22 protein-coding genes are annotated in these 21,791 nt (G+C 55.2%); 14 read left to right on the plus strand and 8 right to left on the minus strand.

Features of this window, described 5'->3' with window-relative positions:
- Positions 1 to 168 precede the first annotated feature (168 nt).
- Positions 169 to 1,452: a cytosine deaminase gene (locus LK04_RS00690; protein ID WP_039332714.1), complete on the plus strand. Its 1,284-nt coding sequence runs from the start codon at positions 169 to 171 to the stop codon at positions 1,450 to 1,452.
- Between the two features lie 43 nt (positions 1,453 to 1,495).
- On the opposite strand, the gene tsgA is transcribed toward LK04_RS00690, so the two are convergent.
- Positions 1,496 to 2,674 carry an MFS transporter TsgA gene (tsgA, locus tag LK04_RS00695; protein ID WP_039332716.1) on the minus strand — a complete coding sequence of 393 codons (1,179 nt, stop codon included), beginning with the start codon at positions 2,672 to 2,674 and terminating at the stop codon, positions 1,496 to 1,498.
- 261 nt (positions 2,675 to 2,935) lie between these two features.
- Here tsgA and ppiA point away from each other — a divergent pair, with 261 nt between their 5' ends.
- The 5 genes from ppiA to argD all read left to right on the plus strand — a co-directional run bounded on the left by ppiA (position 2,936) and on the right by argD (position 6,279).
- On the plus strand, positions 2,936 to 3,508 hold the full coding sequence (gene ppiA, locus LK04_RS00700; protein ID WP_034819591.1) for a peptidylprolyl isomerase A: 573 nt from the start codon (positions 2,936 to 2,938) through the stop codon (positions 3,506 to 3,508).
- Positions 3,509 to 3,606: 98 nt separating this feature from the next.
- Positions 3,607 to 3,771 carry a YhfG family protein gene (locus LK04_RS19910; protein ID WP_071885711.1) on the plus strand — a complete coding sequence of 55 codons (165 nt, stop codon included), beginning with the start codon at positions 3,607 to 3,609 and terminating at the stop codon, positions 3,769 to 3,771.
- A complete protein-coding gene (locus LK04_RS00705) occupies positions 3,761 to 4,354 on the plus strand; it encodes a putative adenosine monophosphate-protein transferase Fic (RefSeq protein WP_039332720.1) in 594 nt (197 codons plus the stop codon). The genes LK04_RS19910 and LK04_RS00705 overlap by 11 nt, the downstream gene beginning before the upstream one ends.
- Before the next feature lie 41 nt (positions 4,355 to 4,395).
- Positions 4,396 to 4,971, plus strand: coding sequence for an aminodeoxychorismate synthase component II (locus LK04_RS00710; protein ID WP_039332722.1), 576 nt, complete (start codon positions 4,396 to 4,398; stop codon positions 4,969 to 4,971).
- An 87-nt stretch (positions 4,972 to 5,058) separates the two neighbouring features.
- Positions 5,059 to 6,279 carry a bifunctional acetylornithine/succinyldiaminopimelate transaminase gene (gene argD, locus LK04_RS00715; RefSeq protein ID WP_039332724.1) on the plus strand — a complete coding sequence of 407 codons (1,221 nt, stop codon included), beginning with the start codon at positions 5,059 to 5,061 and terminating at the stop codon, positions 6,277 to 6,279.
- Here argD and LK04_RS00720 read toward each other — a convergent pair whose 3' ends face one another.
- The gene (locus LK04_RS00720; protein WP_039332726.1) at positions 6,280 to 8,355 is read right to left on the minus strand and encodes a YccS/YhfK family putative transporter; all 2,076 of its coding nucleotides are present in this window, start codon (positions 8,353 to 8,355) and stop codon (positions 6,280 to 6,282) included.
- A gap of 58 nt (positions 8,356 to 8,413) precedes the next feature.
- Positions 8,414 to 9,046: a cAMP-activated global transcriptional regulator CRP gene (gene crp / locus LK04_RS00725; protein ID WP_039332728.1), complete on the minus strand. Its 633-nt coding sequence runs from the start codon at positions 9,044 to 9,046 to the stop codon at positions 8,414 to 8,416.
- A gap of 288 nt (positions 9,047 to 9,334) precedes the next feature.
- Here crp and LK04_RS00730 point away from each other — a divergent pair, with 288 nt between their 5' ends.
- Positions 9,335 to 9,739, plus strand: a complete 405-nt coding sequence (locus LK04_RS00730; RefSeq protein WP_021507440.1) for an OsmC family protein — start codon at positions 9,335 to 9,337, stop codon at positions 9,737 to 9,739.
- A gap of 73 nt (positions 9,740 to 9,812) precedes the next feature.
- Here LK04_RS00730 and LK04_RS00735 read toward each other — a convergent pair whose 3' ends face one another.
- The 3 genes from LK04_RS00735 to LK04_RS00745 all read right to left on the minus strand — a co-directional run bounded on the left by LK04_RS00735 (position 9,813) and on the right by LK04_RS00745 (position 11,981).
- On the minus strand, positions 9,813 to 10,682 hold the full coding sequence (locus tag LK04_RS00735; RefSeq protein WP_039332731.1) for a phosphoribulokinase: 870 nt from the start codon (positions 10,680 to 10,682) through the stop codon (positions 9,813 to 9,815).
- A gap of 61 nt (positions 10,683 to 10,743) precedes the next feature.
- Positions 10,744 to 10,962, minus strand: a complete 219-nt coding sequence (locus LK04_RS00740; RefSeq protein WP_039332733.1) for a YheU family protein — start codon at positions 10,960 to 10,962, stop codon at positions 10,744 to 10,746.
- A 2-nt stretch (positions 10,963 to 10,964) separates the two neighbouring features.
- Positions 10,965 to 11,981 carry a hydrolase gene (locus LK04_RS00745; protein WP_039332735.1) on the minus strand — a complete coding sequence of 339 codons (1,017 nt, stop codon included), beginning with the start codon at positions 11,979 to 11,981 and terminating at the stop codon, positions 10,965 to 10,967.
- 60 nt (positions 11,982 to 12,041) lie between these two features.
- Here LK04_RS00745 and LK04_RS00750 point away from each other — a divergent pair, with 60 nt between their 5' ends.
- A complete protein-coding gene (locus LK04_RS00750; protein ID WP_039332737.1) occupies positions 12,042 to 12,644 on the plus strand; it encodes a LysE family translocator in 603 nt (200 codons plus the stop codon).
- Position 12,645: 1 nt separating this feature from the next.
- Here the strand turns inward: LK04_RS00750 and LK04_RS00755 are convergent, their stop codons facing one another.
- Entirely contained in the window at positions 12,646 to 13,626 is a 981-nt protein-coding gene (locus LK04_RS00755) for a LacI family DNA-binding transcriptional regulator (RefSeq protein WP_039332739.1), read from the minus strand.
- Positions 13,627 to 13,858: 232 nt separating this feature from the next.
- Here LK04_RS00755 and tauA point away from each other — a divergent pair, with 232 nt between their 5' ends.
- From tauA to tauD, 4 genes are read left to right on the plus strand one after another with little or no spacing between them, the layout of a single operon-like run.
- Positions 13,859 to 14,839 (plus strand): taurine ABC transporter substrate-binding protein, encoded by a 981-nt coding sequence (tauA, locus tag LK04_RS00760; protein WP_039332741.1) that lies wholly within the window; start codon positions 13,859 to 13,861, stop codon positions 14,837 to 14,839.
- 10 nt (positions 14,840 to 14,849) lie between these two features.
- Positions 14,850 to 15,617, plus strand: a complete 768-nt coding sequence (tauB, locus tag LK04_RS00765; protein WP_039332743.1) for a taurine ABC transporter ATP-binding subunit — start codon at positions 14,850 to 14,852, stop codon at positions 15,615 to 15,617.
- Positions 15,614 to 16,441, plus strand: a complete 828-nt coding sequence (gene tauC / locus LK04_RS00770; protein WP_039332745.1) for a taurine ABC transporter permease TauC — start codon at positions 15,614 to 15,616, stop codon at positions 16,439 to 16,441. Before tauB ends, tauC begins: the two co-directional genes overlap by 4 nt.
- The gene (tauD, locus tag LK04_RS00775) at positions 16,438 to 17,277 is read left to right on the plus strand and encodes a taurine dioxygenase (RefSeq protein ID WP_039332747.1); all 840 of its coding nucleotides are present in this window, start codon (positions 16,438 to 16,440) and stop codon (positions 17,275 to 17,277) included. Before tauC ends, tauD begins: the two co-directional genes overlap by 4 nt.
- A gap of 104 nt (positions 17,278 to 17,381) precedes the next feature.
- On the opposite strand, the gene LK04_RS00780 is transcribed toward tauD, so the two are convergent.
- The gene (locus LK04_RS00780; RefSeq protein ID WP_039332750.1) at positions 17,382 to 19,286 is read right to left on the minus strand and encodes an ABC transporter ATP-binding protein; all 1,905 of its coding nucleotides are present in this window, start codon (positions 19,284 to 19,286) and stop codon (positions 17,382 to 17,384) included.
- 115 nt (positions 19,287 to 19,401) lie between these two features.
- On the opposite strand from LK04_RS00780, the gene kefG reads away from it, so the two are divergent.
- A complete protein-coding gene (gene kefG / locus LK04_RS00785) occupies positions 19,402 to 19,953 on the plus strand; it encodes a glutathione-regulated potassium-efflux system ancillary protein KefG (protein ID WP_039332752.1) in 552 nt (183 codons plus the stop codon).
- Positions 19,953 to 21,755 carry a glutathione-regulated potassium-efflux system protein KefB gene (gene kefB, locus LK04_RS00790; protein ID WP_059109758.1) on the plus strand — a complete coding sequence of 601 codons (1,803 nt, stop codon included), beginning with the start codon at positions 19,953 to 19,955 and terminating at the stop codon, positions 21,753 to 21,755. Before kefG ends, kefB begins: the two co-directional genes overlap by 1 nt.
- The last annotated feature ends 36 nt before the right edge of the window (positions 21,756 to 21,791 follow it).

Here is a 21,791-nt window from a genome sequence, read left to right on the forward strand (position 1 = left end):
AGCGTCACGCCATATACTCATTTTGAGGTATGTAACTGATTTTGAACATTTTTCGTAAGTGGCTTATTTGGTTGATCATTGTGCAATGCGGGCAACCCAAAAATCGATGACGCTGGTGAATGGCTATTCGTGCTAGCTTAACCTGTTGCTTTAAAACAGGAGAGAGGCATGGCGAACCGGTCACTGAAGTGGATCAACAACCTGCGCTTAGCGGGCCAGCAAGGCCTGTGGCAGATGGAAATCAACGGCGGGAAAATTGCGGCGATTCGCCCCCAACCCCCGCAGGTGCAGGAGCAGGGCGATGCGCTGGATGCCGAAGCCGGGCTGGCAAGTGCACCTTTTATTGAGCCGCATATTCACCTCGACACCACACAAACCGCCGGTCAGCCTGCGTGGAACCAATCCGGCACGCTGTTTGAGGGCATTGAGCGTTGGGCAGAGCGCAAAGCGCTGCTCAGCCATGAAGATGTCAAACAGCGCGCGCAGCAGACGCTGAAGTGGCAAATTGCCAACGGTATTCAGCATGTGCGCACTCACGTTGATGTCTCCGATCCCACACTTACCGCGTTGAAAGCCATGCTGGAAGTGAAAGCCGAGATGGCACCGTGGATCGACATCCAAATTGTGGCTTTCCCTCAAGAGGGGATCCTCTCCTATCCCAACGGCGAAGCGCTGCTGGAAGAGGCGCTGCGCCTCGGTGCGGATGTGGTCGGTGCTATTCCGCATTTCGAATTCACCCGTGAGTATGGCGTAGAGTCACTGCACAAAGCCTTTGCCCTCGCCAATCGCTATGACCGGATGGTGGATGTGCACTGTGATGAGATTGACGATGAACAGTCGCGCTTTGTTGAAACGGTGGCGGCACTGGCGCACCGTGACGGCAATGGCGAGCGGGTGACAGCCAGCCACACCACGGCGATGCACTCCTACAACAATGCCTACACTTCACGTCTGTTCCGGCTGCTGAAGCTGTCAAAAATCCACTTCGTGGCGAATCCGCTGGTGAATATCCATCTGCAGGGGCGTTTTGACAGTTATCCGAAACGACGGGGCATCACGCGCGTGAAAGAGTTGCTCGACGCCGATATCAACGTCTGCTTTGGCCATGATGATGTGTTTGATCCCTGGTATCCGCTGGGCACCGCCAGCATGTTGCAGGTGCTGCACATGGGGTTGCATGTCTGTCAGCTGATGGGCTACGAGCAGATCGACAATGGCCTGAAACTGATTACTGAGAACAGCGCCAAGGCGATGCAACTGGATCACTACGGTCTTGCTGTAGGAGATGATGCCAGCCTGATTATCCTGCCTGCGGAGAGTGGATTTGATGCAGTACGCAGGCAAGTGCCGGTGCGTTATTCGATACGTCAGGGAAGGGTGGTGGCTGCCACGCAGCCTGCAAGGAGTGAGATTTACCTGGGCGCAGCGGAAGCGGTCACGTTTAAACGGTAGTGAGATCGACGTGGGCGGCCTGAAGGCCGCCCATTCAAGCAGGTTAGTGCGTTACATGGCCGTGCTGGCGATGTTTGGTCACAAAGCCGAGCAGTACACACATCACGAACACCACGGCATACAGACCGTTGGCGGTAGAGAGGGCCGCATGTGCGCCACCGCTCGCCACAATCGGGCCAGTCACGACGAAGGTCAGCATGGTGCCGACGGTGCCGCATGTCAGGATAAAGTTCACCAGCTTCGGTGAAGAGACTTTGGTTTGCAGCGATCCCAGCGTAATGATGGTGGTGTAGATAGCGCTGGAGCTGAAGCCCAGAATCATGATGATCCAGTGCAGCATGCTGGCATCATTTGTGGTGACGAACCAGTACATCAAGCCCGTTGCCAGGGCGGCCAGAACCATCAGAATACGTTGCAGATCGAAGAAGCGCAGCAGGAAGCTGAACACCCACATACCCACCATGTAGGCGGTCCAGAAGTTACCTACCAGCTGACCAGCCGCGGCGATATCCATGCCCATCGATTTGGTAGCGTACTCCGGTACCCAAGAGATAAAGCCCAGCTGACCAAGGATATAGCAGAGTGCGGCAATCGACAGGAACAGCACGCCAATACCCCATTTCTCTTTCTCGCCGCCTTGCACCGCAGCTTCGCTTTTCAGCTCAGGGAATTCCACCATCAGCGTGAGGACGAAGATCGCCAGGTAAATCACGCCAATGCAGGCATACACCCAGTACCACGGCAGCGCACGCGCCAGCAGTACACCCGCGATGATCGGGAAAATAGTGCCGGCCATGCTAAAGAAAGAGTCGGTAAACAGCAGACGTGAACCGCGCTGGCGGCCATCATACAGATGCGTAATCAGGAAGGTGCCGATCGACATCGTAATGCCGCTCACCACGCCAAGCACAAACATGCACAGCGAGAAGATGGTCAGATCGTGGCTGGTCATCAAGCCCGCGACGGCAAGGATCATCAGCACAAAGCCAAAGATCAGCTGGCGTTTCAGCGGCACAATCACCATCAACCAGGCGTTCAGGAATACCGCGACCAAAATACCGGCATTCAGGAAGGTGAAGGTGTTGCTCATTTCTGAAATCGGCAACTGGAAATACTGGGCAATATTATCCAGCACCATGCCGGTAACAATAACCAGCGCGCCGGTGAGCGCGTAAGAGAAAAAGCTGATCCAGGTAAGGCCAATGCGATTACGGTTTGTCATGTTCTGAACCTGTGAAGCGCCGGGATGGGCAAAAAGTGTCATGAATTGTAAATGGAACTGTGATCTTAATAAACAACGAGTGAAACAAGCGCGAAATATTTCATTAATAGTGTGATTTTCGTCACGCAAATGATTGCGTGAGCGCAAAAGTATGACAATCGCAACATCAGCGTAAATATCGGTAAAACGCTGGCTCTTGTATAACTTGCTCTTTACAATCAATCTCGTTTTGAGCTTGCACTCCATGGTAAGGAATCATTCATGTTTAAACGTACTTTGACAGCGGCGGTTGCCCTGTTAGCGCTCTCTTCTGTATCCGCTACTGCTCTTGCAGCAAAAGGGGATACGCATGTGCTGCTCACCACTTCTGCGGGCAATATCGAACTCGAACTGAACAACCAGAAAGCCCCGGTTTCGGTGAAGAACTTTGTCGACTACGTCAACAACGGTTTCTACAACAACACCATTTTCCATCGCGTGATCCCTGGCTTTATGATCCAGGGCGGCGGCTTCACAACGGACATGCAGCAGAAGCAGACCGTTGCACCGATCAAGAACGAAGCCGATAACGGTTTGCGTAACCTGCGTGGCACCATTTCGATGGCGCGTACTGCAGATAAAGATAGCGCGACCAGCCAGTTCTTCCTGAACGTTGCGGATAACGCCTTCCTCGATCACGGTCAACGTGATTTCGGTTATGCGGTATTTGGTAAAGTTGTGAAAGGCCAGGATGTGATCGATAAGATTGCGCAGGTGCCAACTAAAGATGTCGGCCCATACCAAAATGTGCCGTCAAAACCGATTGTTATCCTCTCTGCCAAAGTCCTGCCTTAATCGTCTGACGCGCCATTCTGCAGTGGCGCGCTCTGCCGTGCTCCGGCAAAGCTAAAATTTGCTCTTATACTTAGGGCAAATCGCTTGCCGGAGGCCCTATGACCAGCAAACTCACTGAAAAACAGAAAACCACACTGTGGCAGCAGCGCCGTGCGGCCAGTTATCAGGCCAGTTGCCGCCTGGCCGGTTATGCGCCTATCGAAATCCCCACTGAGCAGCAGGAAGATCGACTGGAATCATTGAGGAGGCAATATGGCGGATAACAGTCTGGCGGTGCGCGATCCCTATCTTTGGCATAACGACAGGGTGCTAAAAAATCGTCTCGATATTCATGATGAAGCGCAACTGCGTAAAGCGGAATTGGCTTTTAGCGCGGCACGTCTGGCTACGCTGGAGTTAGGGCCGCGCAGCAGAGGGATGCCGTGGCTGTGCCATATTCACCGCACCCTGTTTCAGGACCTCTACAGTTGGGCCGGTGAAGTGCGCAGCATAGATATCTGGCGCGACGAAACGCCATATTGCCACTGTGAATATATTGAGAAAGAGGGCAATGGGCTGATGGCGGCGCTGGAGGATGAGCAACAGCTGGTCAACCTGCCGCAGACGGAGTTTGTGGCACGTCTGGCGCACTATTACTGCGAGATATTTGTGCTGCATCCGTTCCGCGCGGGAAATGGGCGGACACAGCGTATTTTCTTTGAACAGCTGGCGCTGCATGCCGGTTATCTGCTGACGTGGGATCAACTGGAGCGAAACGCCTGGCGCAGCGCGATCTTTGCCGGTGTGGCGGGCGATCTGGCACCGTTGACGGCGCAGTTTGCGAAAGTGGTGAGCCCCGCTCGTTAAAATGCGTAGAATAGCGGCGGTTTTTCTGGCCTGAGGGCACTATGCTGCTGCTAATTGATAACTACGACTCCTTCACCTGGAATCTCTACCAGTACTTCTGTGAGCTGGGCGCGGATGTGCGCGTAGTGCGTAATGACGCCATTACCGTGGCGGAAATCGAGGCGCTGCCGCTGACACATCTGGTGATTTCTCCTGGCCCCTGTACCCCGGATCAATCCGGTGTCTCGCTGGAGGCGATTCGCCACTTTGCTGGACGCCTGCCGATACTTGGCGTGTGCCTTGGCCATCAGGCGATTGCGCAGGCATATGGTGCGCAGGTGGTTCGCGCGCGCCAGGTGATGCATGGGAAAACTTCCGTAATCCAGCACACCCAGCAAGGCGTGTTTCGCAACCTTAATAATCCTCTCACCGTGACGCGCTACCATTCACTGATTGTGGCGCGCGATACGCTGCCCGCAGAATTCGACGTCACCGCCTGGAGCCTGCGCAACGGCGAGCCGGATGAGATCATGGGCTTCCGCCATCGCACCTTGGCGCTGGAAGGGGTGCAGTTCCATCCTGAGAGCATCCTCAGCGAGCAGGGCCATCAGCTCTTGGCTAATTTTCTGAACGCGTAACTTATGTTTGCCTTCGTGTGATTTTTTATGCATATTTTGTGATTATAATTTCACTTCAGCTCAACAAATAACCCAATGAGGTCGGCAATGGCAGCGGAAAAACTAGCGGTAACCCGGGAAACGTTCGATAACGTGATTTTGCCTGTTTATGCACCTGCGCAGTTTGTGCCGGTTAAAGGTAAGGGCAGCCGAGTCTGGGATCAGCAGGGCAAAGAGTATATCGACTTCTCCGGCGGCATCGCGGTAACTGCTTTAGGCCATTGCCATCCGGCGCTGGTGGAAACGCTGAAATCGCAGGGCGAAACCTTGTGGCACACCAGCAACGTATTCACCAACGAACCGGCACTGCGTCTGGCCAGCAAACTGATTGCCGCGACATTCGCCGATCGTGTGTTCTTTGGTAACTCAGGCGCGGAAGCCAACGAAGCGGCTTTCAAACTGGCGCGTTATTACGCCTGCAAGAAACACAGCCCGTTCAAAAGCAAAATTATCGCCTTCCACAACGCGTTCCATGGCCGTACCCTGTTTACCGTCACTGTAGGCGGTCAGCCGAAATACTCTGACGGTTTTGGTCCGAAGCCTGCCGATATCGTGCATGTGCCGTTTAACGATCTGGATGCCGTCAAAGCAGTGATTGATGACCACACCTGCGCCATTGTCGTCGAGCCGATTCAGGGCGAGGGCGGTGTGGTGGCGGCGACCGCAGAATTCATGCAGGGCCTGCGCGCGCTGTGTGATGAGCATAAAGCGCTGTTGGTGTTGGATGAAGTGCAAAGCGGCATGGGGCGTAGCGGCAAGCTGTTTGCTTACGAGCATTACGGCATCAAACCCGACATCATCACCAGTGCAAAAGCGCTGGGCGGCGGTTTCCCGGTGAGTGCGATGTTGACCACCAACGAAATTGCCTCCGTGATGGCACCAGGCGTGCACGGCACCACTTACGGCGGTAACCCGCTGGCCTGTGCGATTGCCGAAACCGCGCTAGATATTATCAATACACCAGAAGTGCTGAATGGCGTGGAAGCGCGTCGCCAGCAGTTCGTGGAAGGTCTGCAGGCCATCAACAGTCAATTTGAACTGTTCAGTGAGATTCGCGGCAAAGGTTTACTGATTGGTGCGGCGTTGAAACCGCAGTACGCCAGCAAAGCACGCGACATCCTCAATGCATCAGCCGCAGAAGGATTGATGGTGCTGACGGCGGGCACCGACGTGATTCGTTTTGTGCCTTCGCTGGTGATCGAGCCAACCGATATCGCAGAAGGCATGGCGCGTTTCGCCAAAGCCATTGAGAAGGTGCTGGTGGCGTAATTAACTTTTTGGCCGTAATACTTTGAGCCAGCGACCATGATGCGGTCGCTGGCTCCATGCCAGTGAAGAGATAGTGTGCATCACGTTCAGGTGTTGCAAGATGCGCTTCACATGCTGTTCCACAATCGTCACCGGCCCCTCATTCAGATTCTCCGGCGCTTCCAGAATGTTGCTGTCATTGCCTGGTCCATCGTATGCCAGCCGCTGCTGACAGCGTTGCAACGCAATTTCACAGGATTGCAGATAACGCTCCGCCAGTTTCGGCGTCAGCATGGTGTGCTCACGCGCCAGAATCGTCATGGCGTTGAGATGCTCGACGATAAACTGACTGTGTGTTACCCACATGCGCATATCTTTCAGGTACTGCGCGTTGAAGCCCGGTTCGCTTGATGCCTGGTTAAGCGAGTTGAACAGCGCATTGTGCGCCTGATTGACCTTCATGCGCTGGTACGCCAGCTTTTCCGGCGATTGTTCAGGCCCCAACAGCATTCGTAACGCTTCCTGATAGGCTTCCAGCGCATCATGGGCGTTGCTGCGCAGCAATCCGCTCTGCCACTGCGGCCACAGCCAGATCATGCCTGCAAACGCAATCAGACAGCCCATCAGCGTATCCATCATGCGCGGCAATAAGAACTGTGCGCCATTGAGCGACAGCAGCTGTAACGAATACACGGCGGTAACGGTGAAGCCAATCATCGACCAGCCATAATATTTGCGCGTCACCAGATAGCTGGCGAGGGTGATGGCCAGCATAAACAGTAAGGTGACCGATTCGGGTACGGCCAGTCGCAGTGAGGCTGCCGCAATCAGCAAGCCGGCAAAGGTGCCGAGCGCACGGTGCTGAATGCGCACCCGCGTGGCGCTGTAGCCATTCTGACTGACAAACATGATGGTCATCAGAATCCAGTAGGGCTTAGGAATGTTGAAGAACAGCGCGACTGCGCTGCCGAACATTAGCATCACCGAGATGCGTGCGGCGGTGCGTAAAGCGGCAGATTTCAATGACAGATAGCTGCGCAACGCGGGGAAGAACGGCAGACGGCGCTGACGATCCGCCATCAGGTCACGCGTGTACAACGGCTTCTGCGTGCGTAAGACGCGTGCGATACGGCTGAAGTGGTAGTAACAGAAGTTGCCGACCGGATTATCTGGGTGCTGGCGCGCGATTTTTTCCAGCGCCCCGAGTGGCTTCTCCATATGGAAGCGCTCCGGCAACTGATGATAGAGAATCGCATCGGCGAGGATGCGCAGGCGCGCGGAGATGGTTTTCGCATTCCAACGGATCACCGCCTCAGCGTGGCTCTGCTCGACCAGCTTTTGCACCTCTTCCGGCTGATGCAGGCTCACCGAAATGTGTTCCTGTAAATCCAACGCCACCTGAAACGCTCGCGTCAGACGCTTATGGCTGTTATCGCGGCTGGCCGAGAGCATATGCATCTGCTGATAACAGGTGGTGATCAGATCGACGGCTTTTTGCTGGCGTGCCAGTAGCGGCGGTAACGCTTTTTCAGGATCGGTGAGTTGCGTCAGCAGCGTGTATTTCGCATCACAGTAATCTGCCAGTTCGCGATACAGCAGGCTCAGGGTTTCACGCATCGGCTGCTCTTTCCACAGCCAGAACCAAAACCAGTTAAACAGGCCGTACCAGAACGTACCGCCGATATACAGCAGCGGCGGCACCCAGACCGGCATCCTTCCAACCAGGCTGAGGCTAAAGATGGCGGCGATCAGGGTGGCTGGCAGCAAGCGGCCATGCAACGGGCTGATTTCGCCGGTGACACCAATCAGCAGCGGCAGCACAAACAGAATGAGCGGCAGCGGAATCTGATAATCCGTGAGCAACTGGATCGAAAAACTGCCGATGGCAAACAGCGAACCGCCGACAATCAGACGTTTGAAGAAGCGTTTATGCGGGGTATCCAGACCGGCCATGTTGCAGCAGGCAGGCACTAATGAGAACAACAGGCCTTTTTGCAGATCGCCAAACAGCCAGCCAAGTGCCACAGGCAGGCACAGCACCAGCGTTTGCCGCAGGGCGTAGTTGACCTCAGGATGATAGATGATTCGGCGCCACATCAGCTCATCGCAAACAAAAACGGCGCGATGTTGCCATCACGCCGTGGGTGATAAGAAATTAGCGGGTGCCGTAAACGACGATGGTTTTACCGTGTGCGGAGATCAGGTTCTGATCTTCCAGCATTTTCAGGATGCGCCCCACGGTTTCGCGTGAGCAACCCACGATCTGACCAATCTCCTGACGGGTGATTTTAATCTGCATCCCGTCTGGGTGAGTCATCGCATCTGGCTGTTTGGCCAGATTAAGCAGTGTTTGCGCGATACGGCCCGTCACATCGAGGAAGGCAAGGTTGCCCACTTTCTCGGAGGTGATTTGCAGACGACGCGCCATTTGCGACGAGAGTCGCATCAAAATATCCGGGTTTACCTGAATCAGCTGACGGAATTTTTTGTAGGAAATTTCAGCCACTTCGCAGGCAGTTTTGGCACGTACCCAGGCACTACGTTCCTGACCTTCTTCAAACAGGCCGAGTTCGCCGATGAAATCTCCCTGATTGAGGTAGGAGAGGATCATCTCTTTGCCTTCTTCATCTTTGATCAGAACCGCAACGGAACCTTTCACGATGTAGTACAGCGTTTCCGCTTTCTCACCCTGATGGATGAGCGTGCTCTTTGACGGATATTTGTGAATATGGCAATGGGACAGGAACCATTCGAGTGTAGGGTCTGTTTGCGGTTTGCCGAGAACCATTCGCTATTATCCTCTATTGTAATCGTGCCCAAAGCACAGGGGGCAGTTTTCCCTGTCAGGCGGTGTAATCGTCGAGCGTTTTATTTCCGGGTGATTCTTAAGCTACGCTTTTGATTCTTCCCGCCTTCGTCTGTTACGACGAAAATATTTTCAGCACTGTTTGTAGCACAGCTTTTGCAAGCTGTCTTCTGTTGTCTCGCTTCAGCAACAGGCGGAAGAGTCTGGATTGCTGTTTATCAACTGAAAGCGTACTCTGGCGGCAAAATAGCCACTTCAGGAGAAAGAATAATGCAGGCACGAGTGAAATGGGTGGAGGGGTTAACCTTTCTCGGAGAATCCTCATCTGGCCATCAGGTATTAATGGACGGTAATTCAGGGGATAAAGCGCCGAGTCCAATGGAGATGGTTCTGATGGCGGCGGGCGGCTGTAGCGCGATTGACGTGGTGTCTATCCTGCAAAAGGGCCGTAATGATGTGGCCGATTGCGAGGTGAAGCTCACCTCTGAACGCCGTGAAGAAGCGCCACGTATTTTTACCCACATCAACCTGCATTTTATTGTCAGCGGCAAAGCGTTGAGTGATAAAGCCGTGGCCCGCGCGGTTGATCTCTCCGCTGAGAAGTACTGTTCAGTAGCGATCATGCTGGGCAAAGGCGTGGAAATCACCCACAGCTATGAAGTGGTAGAGCTGTAATTCTACTGTAGCGGCGCGATTTATCGCGCGGTGTGATGCACGCCATACATCGTGCCGCTACAGAAATTCTGGATTATTCAATCCGTTTACCTTCTATCAGCCGTTGCACCAGCGGTGTCATGATCAATTCCATCGCCAGCCCCATTTTGCCCCCCGGCACCACCAGCGTATTCATGTGTGAAATGAACGAGCCCTGAATCATTGCCAGCAGGTAAGGGTAGGCAATCCCCTCCAGACCACGGAAATGGATCACCACAAAACTTTCGTCGAGCGAAGGGATCTCACGTGCGGCAAACGGGTTGGAGGTATCCACGGTCGGCACGCGCTGGAAGTTGATGTGGGTGCGAGAGAACTGCGGCGTGATGTAGTTGATATAGTCCTCCATCGAACGCACCACGGAATCCATCACCGCTTCACGAGAATGCCCACGTTCGCTGGTGTCGCGCACCAGCTTTTGAATCCACTCCAGGTTCACAATCGGCACCACACCCACCAGCAGATCCACATGCTCTGCCACGTTGTGCGGTTGGGTCACCACACCGCCGTGTAACCCTTCATAGAACAGCACATCGGTGTTGTCCGGCAGCGGCTGCCACGGCGTAAAGGTGCCCGGCACCTGATTCCACGGCACCGCTTCATCATAGGTGTGCAAATACTTGCGCGATTCGCCCTGACCGGTTTTTCCGTAGTGCTTGAACGTCTGCTCTAATAAACCAAAGTCATTGGCTTCGGGGCCAAAGTAGCTAATGTGACGACCCAGATCGCGCGCTTTACGGATCGCCATGTCCATCTCTGGACGGGTGTAGCGATGGAAGCTGTCACCTTCCACTTCCGCAGCGTGCAGATCCAACTGCTGGAATATTTTACGGAAGGCGAGGCTGGTGGTGGTGGTACCGGCTCCGCTGGAACCGGTAACGGCAATGATTGGATGCCTGGCTGACATAACAGAACTCCCTGTGAGGTCCGGCGATGAGCATTGTTACCACGAATTGCCGCGCGGTGCATTAACCGCGAAAATCTCGCGCAGGCATGATATTCACTGATTCATGCAGTTCAGACCACACCAGCACGACTTCGCCGCGTTCCAGTTGGCGGCGCACATCGGCCACCTTCTGCGCCAGGCTGCGCTCCTGCTCGCCGTAATCGGTACCTTCACGTAACACGAAAGTTTCAATCAGGTTTTCCAGCGTTGTCACTTCAAGTTCTTGCCAGGGAATAATCACGATCACACATCCAGATAGGTTGAAAGCCAGTCAGGTACACGCTGTTCCAGCCACATTTTCGGCTTCAGCAAGGTGCCGCCAACAAAACCAACATGACCGCCTTGTTGCGTCAGCTGATATTCAATGGAGGGTGACAGCTGTTCTGGTTGCGGTATCACTGCATCGGTCATAAATGGGTCGTCTTTGGCGTGAATGACCAGCAACGGCTTGCGTACGCCGCTGAGCAGCGGCATGGCGCTGGCACGTCGATAATAGTCATTGGCATCCAGAAAACCGTGCGCGCGTGCGGTAATCGCATCATCGAACTCACGAATGCGGCGAAAGGCGCGCAGCTGGCTCAGTTCCACCGGCAGCGTGCCGGGCCAGGCCAGCAGTTTACGCGTGGCGTTCTGTTTCAGCTTAGTGAGCAAATAGTGCTGATAGAAGCGCGAGAAGCCGGCATCCAGCTTTTCGCTACAGGGTTCAAGGGCAAAGGGAGCTGAAATCGCAACGGCGGCATCAACCAGAGCATTGTTGCCCTGCATGCCCAGCAAATAGGCCAGCATATTCCCCCCGAGTGAAACGCCCACCGCTGCCGTCGGAACCGTACCCCATTCGCGCTGGAGCCAGTGCAGGAAAAAGGTGGCGTCTTCGGTTTCACCGGAATGATAAATGCGCTGCAGGCGATTGGGCTCGCCACTGCAACCCCGGAAGTGCATCACCACTGCCAGCCATCCGCGTGCCTGGCAGGCCTGCATCAGGCCGTGAGCGTAGGGGCTGCGGAAGCTGCCTTCCAGGCCGTGGAACATCACCATGCGGGGTTTATGGCGCGCCTGCGCGGGATCTTCGCTCCACGCGAGATCAACAAAATCGCCGTCCGGCAGGTCAAGGCGCTGCCAGTGCGGGCGTAAGGTTACGCGCCGACGCAGAATGCGCGGCAGCAGTGTTTGTAGATGCGCGTTACTGAATCCGCGCAGCGGTGTAAAGCGCTCGCCGTCGGGGCGATCAAAATAGCTTGGGTAAAGGCTTGTCTGATGCATAAGTCGCTGATAGCTTCGATGGGTTGTCCGCTTTACTGGGTGAGGAGCACCCGAATATACATGGAACTGAGTCTTTTTTTATCAATGTTGGGCTTTCTTTGGGTCGCTGCCATCACGCCAGGCCCCAATAATATGTTACTTACTGCCTCAGGTGCTAATTTTGGCTTCCTGCGCACCATTCCGTTGCTCATTGGTATCATGATTGGCATGCAAGTCATGTTGCTGATGGTGGCATTTGGCATCGGCGGTCTCATCCTGCTTTATCCTTCTCTGCATCTGGTGCTGAAGATTGCTGGTAGTCTCTATTTACTGTGGCTGGCGTGGAAAATCGCGACTGCGGAGTACGAGAAGCTGGAAACGGAAGACGCCAGCGTGAAGCAGATGCCATTCTGGCAGGGCGGATTGCTGCAACTGATCAACCCTAAAGCCTGGTTGATGGCATTGGGTGCGGTCGCCAGCTTCAGCCTCGCAGGCGATGCTTACCTGCATTCGGTGATAGCCATCAGCATCGGCATGGCACTGGTCAACGTGGTATCCGGCGTAATCTGGATGGGGTTTGGTTCGATGATTGGCCGCCTGCTGCGCAGCCCGCGCGCGTGGAAAATCTTCAACCTCGCCATGGGAGTATTGACGGCCGCCTGCGTGCTGTTGATTTGGCGTTAAGTCAGCTGGAGGCGCGTTCAACGCGCTTCCAGGGTAACACCTCGCGCACCACCTCACTTTGCGGCTGGCGGATGCGATTCAGTAACAGCTGAACACTGCGCGCCCCCAGCCGGTTCATCGGTTGTTCAATGGTCGTCAGCGGCGGGTTGAGGCTGCTGGTAAACGGAATACCATCAAATCCCACCACAGCCAGATCTTCCGGCACGCGCAATCCGGCCTCCAGCGCGGCATGGATCACACCGACGGCCAGCACATCCGACACCGCAAACACCGCGTCTGGCCGTTCCGGGTGCAACAACAACTCCCGCAGCGCAGCGCTTCCCGACTCGCACGAAATGTTTTCAGCATAGGCCACGGCGCCCCAGCTCAGTTCTAACTGCTCCAGCGCCTCACGGTAGCCACTCTCTCGCTGATGGGAATAGAGGTAGCGCATATCGCAATTCACCAACGCAATGCGGCGACGGCCTTTACTGGCCAGGTAACGCACAGTTTCAAAGGCGGCTTCTTTATTATCGATGGTGACGCTGGAGGCCGGGATCGACGGATCGTATTCCGCGCACTGCACCCAGGGCGCATCACCAATCATACCTTTCAGCTCCTGTAGGCAGGCGGCAGCGTCCATGGTGATCACGCCATCCACCACTTTACCACTCAGCAACGCCAGGTAAGCGGCTTCCCGGGGTAACTGCGAGGCCGAATTGCACAACAGGATGTGATAACCCTGTGCCTCGGCTTCAGCTTCAATGCCTTGCACCACGCGCGAACAGAAGGGATTAGTGATGTCTGAAATTAACACCAGTAACATATGGCTTTGCGCGGTACGCAGCTGACGCGCCAGCAGATTGGGTTGGTAGTCGCAATGCTCAATGGCCGCCAGCACCTTCTCACGCGTGTCCGGTCGCACACCGGGATGATGATTTAACACCCGTGATACCGTGGCTTTTGATACGCCAGCGAGATGCGCAACTTTCTCAATCGACATGGATTCAGTACCGGCAACAGGGTTGTAAAATCAGGAGCCTATCAATAACACAGTCAGGATGTGAGCGCGTGACATATTTCTGTCTTTACGCCTTCTTTGCAATTGCGTATTCCGCATAGCTTTGCCCGATGTTGATCTAAGAACAGATTTTCATTAGGGATAATTTTTAATTCCTTTATGAAATTACCCGCACTGGAGAAACTGCCGTCACGACATAACATTGGGGTGAACGATGATGGCAGTGAAAAAAACAATAACAGCAGTGGCAGCAGCATTCGCCCTGATGGCTTTTCAGGCGCAAGCGGTTAACGTGACGGTGGCGTATCAAACTTCGGCAGAGCCGGCCAAAGTGGCGCAAGCCGATAACACCTTTGCCAAAGAGAGTGGCGCAACCGTTGACTGGCGTAAATTTGATAGCGGTGCCAGCGTGCTGCGCGCATTGGCCTCGGGCGATGTGCAGATTGGCAATATCGGTTCGAGTCCGCTGGCCGTGGCAGCCACGCAACAGCTGCCGATTGAAGCCTTTTTGTTGGCCTCTCAGCTCGGCAATTCCGAAGCGCTGGTGGTCAAGAAATCCATCACCCAACCTAAAGATCTGATTGGCAAACGCATTGCGGTGCCTTTCATCTCCACAACGCATTACAGCCTGCTGTCTGCGCTCAAACATTGGGGCATCAAGCCATCACAGGTGCAGTTAGTGAACCTGCAACCGCCCGCCATTATTGCCGCGTGGAAACGCGGTGACATCGATGGTGCCTATGTCTGGTCTCCTGCGGTGAATGAGCTGGAAAAAGACGGCACGGTGTTGACCGACTCTTCTCAGGTGGGCAAATGGGGCTCACCGACGCTGGATGTCTGGGTGGTGCGCAAAGACTTCGCGCAACAGCATCCTGAGATCGTCACCGCCTTCGCCCGCAGCGCGATTGACGCACAACAGGCGTATATCGCCAATCCCGATCAGTGGCTCAAGCAGCCAGACAACCTGAGCAAGCTGTCACGCTTAAGCGGCGTGCCGGAGAGCGATGTGCCGGTGCTGGTGAAAGGCAATACCTACCTGACCGCGCAACAACAGCTCGAACAGTTGGGTAAACCCGTGAACAAGGCAATTGTCGACACCGCGCACTTCCTGAAAGAGCAGGGCAAAGTGCCGGATGCCGCCAGCGACTACAGCAGCTACGTCACCACTCGCTTTGTTGCACCCTTAGCGAAGTAACGGAGGTTTTATGCTCAGCATCACCAACCTGAATGCGCGTTACGCCGGACAACCCGCGCTGCAAGATATCAATTTGCAGCTCGACCAACGCGACCTGCTGGTGGTGCTGGGGCCTTCTGGTTGCGGAAAAACCACACTGCTCAATCTGATTGCCGGTTTTCTGCCGCTGGAGTCGGGCAGCATTACGCTGGATGGCAAAGCGGTGAACGGGCCTGGTGCCGAGCGCGGCGTGGTATTCCAGAACGAGGGATTGCTGCCGTGGCGTAACGTCATCGATAACGTGGCCTTTGGTTTACAACTGGCGGGAATGGCGAAAGCCGAGCGCCGCGCTATCGCCCGACGTTTGATCCGCAAAGTGGGACTGGAAGGGGCAGAAAAGCGTTTTATCTGGCAGCTCTCTGGGGGTCAACGTCAGCGCGTGGGTATTGCCCGTGCGCTGGCGGCTGACCCTCAGCTGCTGCTGTTAGATGAGCCGTTTGGTGCGCTGGATGCTTTTACTCGCGAACAGATGCAAACGCTGCTTCTGACGCTGTGGCGGGATACCGGTAAACAGATTTTGCTGATAACCCACGATATAGAGGAAGCGGTGTTTCTCGCCAGCGAACTGGTGCTGCTGTCGCCGGGGCCGGGGCGCGTGGTTGAGCGTATCAAACTCGACTTTGGCCAACGGTTTGCCGCGGGTGAGCCGTGTCGCAGCATTAAATCCGATCCGGCCTTCATCGAACGTCGTGAGTATGTATTGAATCAGGTCTTTTCCCAGCGGGAGGCGTTTGTATGAGTGCGGTGATTGATGAGAAAACCCAGACGCGGCGCCGCTCGCTGCGCTGGCCGTTTTCACCCCAGTTTTCTCTCAGCTTGCTGAGCGTAGCTTTAATGCTGCTGGTGTGGTGGGCGGTTACCGCCCTCGGTTTAGTCGCGCCTTTATTCCTGCCGCCGCCCCAGCAGGTGTTGCAAAAGTTACTGCTGATCGCCAGCCCGCAAGGCTTTATGGATGCGACGCTGTGGCAGCACTTGGGTGCCAGCCTCACGCGCATGCTGGTGGCGTTGTTCTTTGCCGCACTGATCGGTATTCCGGTGGGCATTGCGATGGGATTGAGCCCCGCGATTCGTGGGCTGCTGGACCCGCTGATTGAACTCTATCGCCCGGTGCCGCCACTGGCTTATTTGCCGCTGATGGTGATTTGGTTCGGCATCGGTGAAACCTCGAAAATTTTACTGATCTATCTGGCAATCTTCGCACCGGTGACGCTCTCGACGCTGGCAGGCGTGAAAAATGCGCAGCAGGTGCGGATTCGTGCGGCTCGGGCATTAGGCGCGTCGCGCTGGCAGCTGTTGCGTTACGTGATTCTGCCGGGGGCGCTGCCGGAAATTCTGACCGGTTTGCGGATTGGCCTGGGCGTGGGATGGTCAACGCTGGTGGCCGCCGAACTGATTGCTGCCACGCGCGGGCTCGGATTTATGGTGCAGTCGGCGGGCGAGTTTCTCGCCACCGATGTGGTGCTGGCGGGTATCGCGGTGATTGCGTTAATTGCCTTTAGTTTAGAGCTGGGACTGCGCGCTCTGCAGCGCCGTCTGACACCCTGGAATGGAGAACAACAATGAATGAACGTGTGACTTTTACCACGCTAGGCCCGCATATCGGCGCACAGGTCGGCGATCTCGATCTCAGCCGCCCGTTAAGCGACGCGCAGTTTGAACAGCTTTATCACGGCCTGTTACGCCATCAAGTGTTGTTTCTGCGTAATCAGGTGATCACACCCGCACAGCAGCGTGCGCTGGCGGTGCGCTTCGGCGATCTGCATATCCACCCGGTTTATCCGCATGCGGAAGGGGTGGAAGAGATTATCGTGCTGGACACCCATCAGGACAATCCGCCGGATAATGATAACTGGCACACCGATGTGACCTTTATCGACACGCCTCCAGCGATTGCGATTCTCGCCTCGAAGCTGTTGCCGGAGAGTGGCGGCGATACCTTGTGGTCCACCGGGATAGCAGCCTATGAAGCGCTGTCTGAACCCTTTAAGCAGCTGCTGAGTGGTTTGCAGGCCGAGCACGATTTTAAAAAATCGTTTCAGGAGTATAAGTACCGTAAAACCGAAGAAGAGCATCAGCGCTGGCAGCAAGCCGTCGCGAAAAATCCACCGGTGCAACATCCGGTAATCCGAACCCATCCGGTGAGCGGGCGCAAAGCGCTGTTTGTGAATGAAGGTTTTACCACGCGCTTGCTGGGATTGAGCGAGAAAGAGAGTGATGCACTGTTGGGTTTCCTGTTCGCGCATACCGCCAAACCCGAGTTCCAGGTGCGCTGGCGCTGGCAGGAGAATGATGTGGCAATCTGGGATAACCGCGTGACGCAGCATTACGCGAATGCGGATTATTATCCGGCACGAAGGGTGATGCATCGGGCAACGGTGTTGGGGGACAAACCGTTTTAAAACGTCCGTAGCGTGTTGCGATTGCGTTGCCGCGGCGCGGCATCATGCCGCACCTGGCGCCTTATCTCGCTACGCTACGATCGTTTTCAGCATACTGTGATGCTTTAACTCGCCAGCATCTGCTCCAACTGCTCTTGCGCATCCAGCCATGCCATTTCAACGTCTTCCAGCGCGGATTTACTTTCGGCCTGACGTTGCAATGCTGTGTTGAGATCGGCTTTACGGCTTTGATCGTAAATCGCACTGTCGGAGAGTAAGGCTTCGGCTTCGCTCAACTGGCTTTGCCATTTCGCCATCTGCTTCTCAAGTTTCTCGATCTCTTTACGCAACGGCTGAGTCTGCGAACGCAGTTCGGCATCGCGGCGTTTCTGATCTTTGCGTGACTGGGCGCTGTTGGCGTTATCCTGCTTTGGTGCGGCATCCTGTTGCGCTTGTTGCTTCTGCAAGTCGCTCAACCACTGCTGATAGTCATCGAGATCGCCTTCGAAGACATCGACTTTACGGTCATGCACCAGATAGAGGTCATCGGTGGTCGAACGCAACAGATGGCGGTCATGCGAAACCACAACCAGCGCGCCTTCGAAGTCAATCAGCGCTTCGGTCAGTGCCTGGCGCATGTCGAGATCAAGGTGGTTGGTCGGTTCATCAAGCAGCAGCAGGTTAGGGCGCTGCCACACAATCAACGCCAGCACCAGTCGCGCTTTTTCACCGCCGGAGAAGCGTTCGGTGATCTCGCTGACTTTGTCACCCTGGAAGCCGAAACCGCCCAGATAGTCGCGCAGCTGCTGTTCCAGCGTTTGTGGCGCAATGCGCGCCAGATGCTGTAAAGGGGACTCGTCAGCGCGCAGATACTCAAGCTGATGCTGTGCGAAGTAACCGAGTTTGATGCCTTTGGCCAATCCGACTTTGCCATCCAGCGCTTCAATTTCGCCCGCCAGCAGTTTAATCAGCGTCGATTTACCTGCACCGTTGCGGCCCAGCAAGCCAATGCGTGAACCGGGCACCAGGTTGAGTTTGATGGCATCAAGGATGATGCGCTCACCGTAACCCGCCGTCACTTTCTCCATTTTTAATAACGGATTTGGCAGGCTTTCTGGCGCACGGAAGCTAAAACTGAAGGGATTATCGACGTGTGCCGGGGCAATCAACTCCATGCGCTCCAGCATTTTGATACGGCTCTGCGCTTGCTTGGCCTTGGTGGCCTGCGCGCGGAAGCGATCGATGTACTTTTGCAGGTGTTGTACTTTTTCCTGCTGACTCTGGAACAACGCCTGTTGCTGCGCCAGTTTGGCCACGCGCTGGCGTTCGAACGAGCTGTAGTTGCCGGTATATTCGAACATCGTCTGCTGCTCGATATGGATAATCTTATCCACCACCGGATCAAGAAAATCTCGGTCGTGCGAGATCAGGATCAGCGTGCCTTCGTAGCTTTTTAACCAACGCTCAAGCCAGATCACCGCATCGAGATCGAGGTGGTTGGTGGGTTCATCAAGCAGCAGCAGATCGGATCGGCACACCAACGCCTGCGCCAGGTTAAGGCGCATACGCCAGCCACCGGAGAAATCACTCACCGGCCGCATCAACTGTTCCTGGCTAAAGCCCAATCCGTGCAGCAGACTGGAAGCGCGTGCGTGTATGCTCCATGCCTGAATCGCATCGAGCTTGCCGTGTACCAGAGCGATGGCATTACCATCATCTTTGGCATTAGCTTCCGCTAATTCGGATTCAAGCTGACGATATTCGCGGTCGCCATCAATAACATATTCCAGCGCGGCTTTACTTAACGCGGGGGTTTCCTGATTTACCCATGCCAGTGCCCAGCTATTGGGAAAGGTGAAGTGACCTGCATCGCTGCTGAGTTCACCTTTAAGCAACGACAGCAGCGTAGATTTGCCACAGCCGTTTTTGCCCACCAGACCGACTTTTTGGCCGGGATTAATGGTGGCTGTTGCGTTATCCAGCAGCACATTGGTGCCGCGGCGGATTTGTAATGAGGAAAATACAATCATAAGCGCCGTATCGTCAGAATATGTTAATTTATCGGCAACATAATTCGAGAATGTTTAGTTGCGTCGAGCATGGTAGCGGAATTCCTCTGCTGTGACGACGCTTTGGAGGGGAACGATGTCGCAGCCACCCAAAATTTTGCTGCTTTACGCCCATCCGGAATCACAGGATTCGATTGCTAATCGGGTTTTGCTGCAGTCGGCTATGGAACTGGACCACGTCACGGTGCACGATTTATATGCCCACTATCCGGACTTTTTTATTGATATTCACCACGAGCAGCAACTGTTACGTGAGCATCAGATCGTGGTGTTTCAGCATCCACTTTATACCTACAGCTGCCCAGCACTGCTTAAAGAGTGGCTGGACCGCGTCTTGTCACGCGGCTTTGCCAGCGGTACAGACGGCAATGCGTTAGAAGGTAAGTATTGGCGCAGCGTGGTGACCACCGGGGAGCCGGAAACGGCTTATCATGCGCATGGGTTAAATCGCTATCCTATGAGCGATATCATGCGTCCGTTTGAGCTGACGGCCCAGATGTGCCGTATGCACTGGATGACGCCGATGGTGATCTACTGGGCACGCCGCCAGACGTCAGATGTGATGCGTAATTATGCGCAGGCATACCGCGACTGGCTCACTGCGCCGTTGCCACAGGGAGTCATGTAATGGAAGGACAAACCTTACTGACTGCCGGGGTGATCTATCTGGTTGCCGCGGTGCTGATCGTGCCGATTGCGGCGCGCCTCGGTATTGGCGCGGTGCTGGGCTATTTGCTGGCGGGTATCGCCATCGGCCCTTGGGGATTAGGTTTTATCAGCGACGTCGATGAGATTCTGCATTTCTCTGAACTCGGCGTGGTGTTCCTGATGTTCATCATCGGCCTTGAGCTGAATCCCGCAAAGCTCTGGGCGTTACGCCGCTCGATCTTTGGCGTGGGGGCCGCGCAGGTGCTGGTTTCTGCCGCCATTCTTGGGGTGCTGCTGTGGCTCACGAACTTTAGCTGGCAAGCGGCGGTGATTGGCGGGATTGGTCTGGCCATGTCTTCAACCGCCATGGCGCTGCAGCTGATGCGAGATAAAGGCATGAACCGCAGTGAAGCGGGTCAGCTTGGCTTCTCGGTGCTGCTCTTTCAGGATTTAGCGGTCATCCCCGCTTTGGCGTTGGTCCCGCTGCTGGCAGGGGGGGACAGTGGCCATGTCGACTGGCTGAAAGTGGGGATGAAGGTGCTGGCGTTTGCCGGCATGCTGGTGGGCGGCCGCTATTTGCTGCGTCCTATCTTCCGCTTTATTGCGGCTTCGGGGGTGCGTGAAGTGTTCACCGCAGCCTCGCTGTTGCTGGTGCTCGGCTCTGCGCTGTTTATGGATGCGCTGGGGCTGTCGATGGCGCTGGGTACTTTTATTGCCGGTATCCTGTTGGCAGAAAGTGAATATCGCCACGAGCTGGAAGTGGCGATTGAACCCTTTAAAGGGTTACTGCTGGGGCTGTTTTTTATCTCCGTTGGCATGGCGCTGAATCTTGGCGTGCTCTATACCCACATCGTCGAAATCATTCTTGGCGTGGTGATTCTGGTGGCGGTGAAAACGCTGGTGCTCTATGTGCTGGCGCGTATTTACGGGCTGCGCAGTTCTGAGCGCCAGCAGTTTGCTGGCGTGTTGAGCCAGGGCGGTGAGTTTGCGTTCGTGCTGTTCTCGGCGGCTTCCTCCGCCAAATTGTTCAGCGGCGATCAACTGCCGCTGCTGCTGGTGACGGTGACGCTATCGATGATGACCACCCCTCTGCTGATGCAGGGCGTGGATAAATTGCTCGCGCGCCGTTTCAATGAGCCAGATGATGACAGTGAAAAGCCGTTTGTCGAAGACGATCAGCCGCAGGTGATTGTGGTGGGCTTTGGGCGTTTCGGTCAGGTGGTGGGCCGCCTGCTGATGGCCAACAACAAACGTATCACCGTACTGGAACGTGATATCTCGGCAGTCAGCCTGATGCGCAAATATGGCTACAAGGTTTACTATGGCGATGCGACCGAGCTGGAGCTGTTGCGCGCTGCCGGCGCAGAAAATGCGCAATCGATCGTGATTACTTGCAATGATCCGGAAGATTCGATGACCATCGTGCATCTTTGCCAGCAGCACTTCCCGCAGTTGGAAATCCTGGCGCGTGCACGTGGTCGTGTTGAAGCGCATGAGTTGTTGCAGGCGGGTGTGACGCTGTTCTCACGTGAAACCTTCTCGAGTGCGTTGGAGCTAGGCCGCAAAGCGCTGATCTCATTGGGTATGCATCCGCACCAGGCGCAACGTGCTCAGCAGCACTTCCGTCGGCTGGATATGCGTATGCTGCGTGAACTGGTGCCAAGCCACGATGACAGTGCCCAGGTTTCACGTGTGAAAGAAGCGCGCCGTGAGCTGGAAGATATTTTCCAGCGGGAAATGCAGCACGAAAAACGCCAGTTTGACGGCTGGGATGACGAGTAGAACTACACTTAACGTATCCGTTCACTAATAACGGGC

The organism is Pantoea vagans (assembly GCF_001506165.1).
GTDB lineage: Bacteria > Pseudomonadota > Gammaproteobacteria > Enterobacterales > Enterobacteriaceae > Pantoea > Pantoea vagans_C.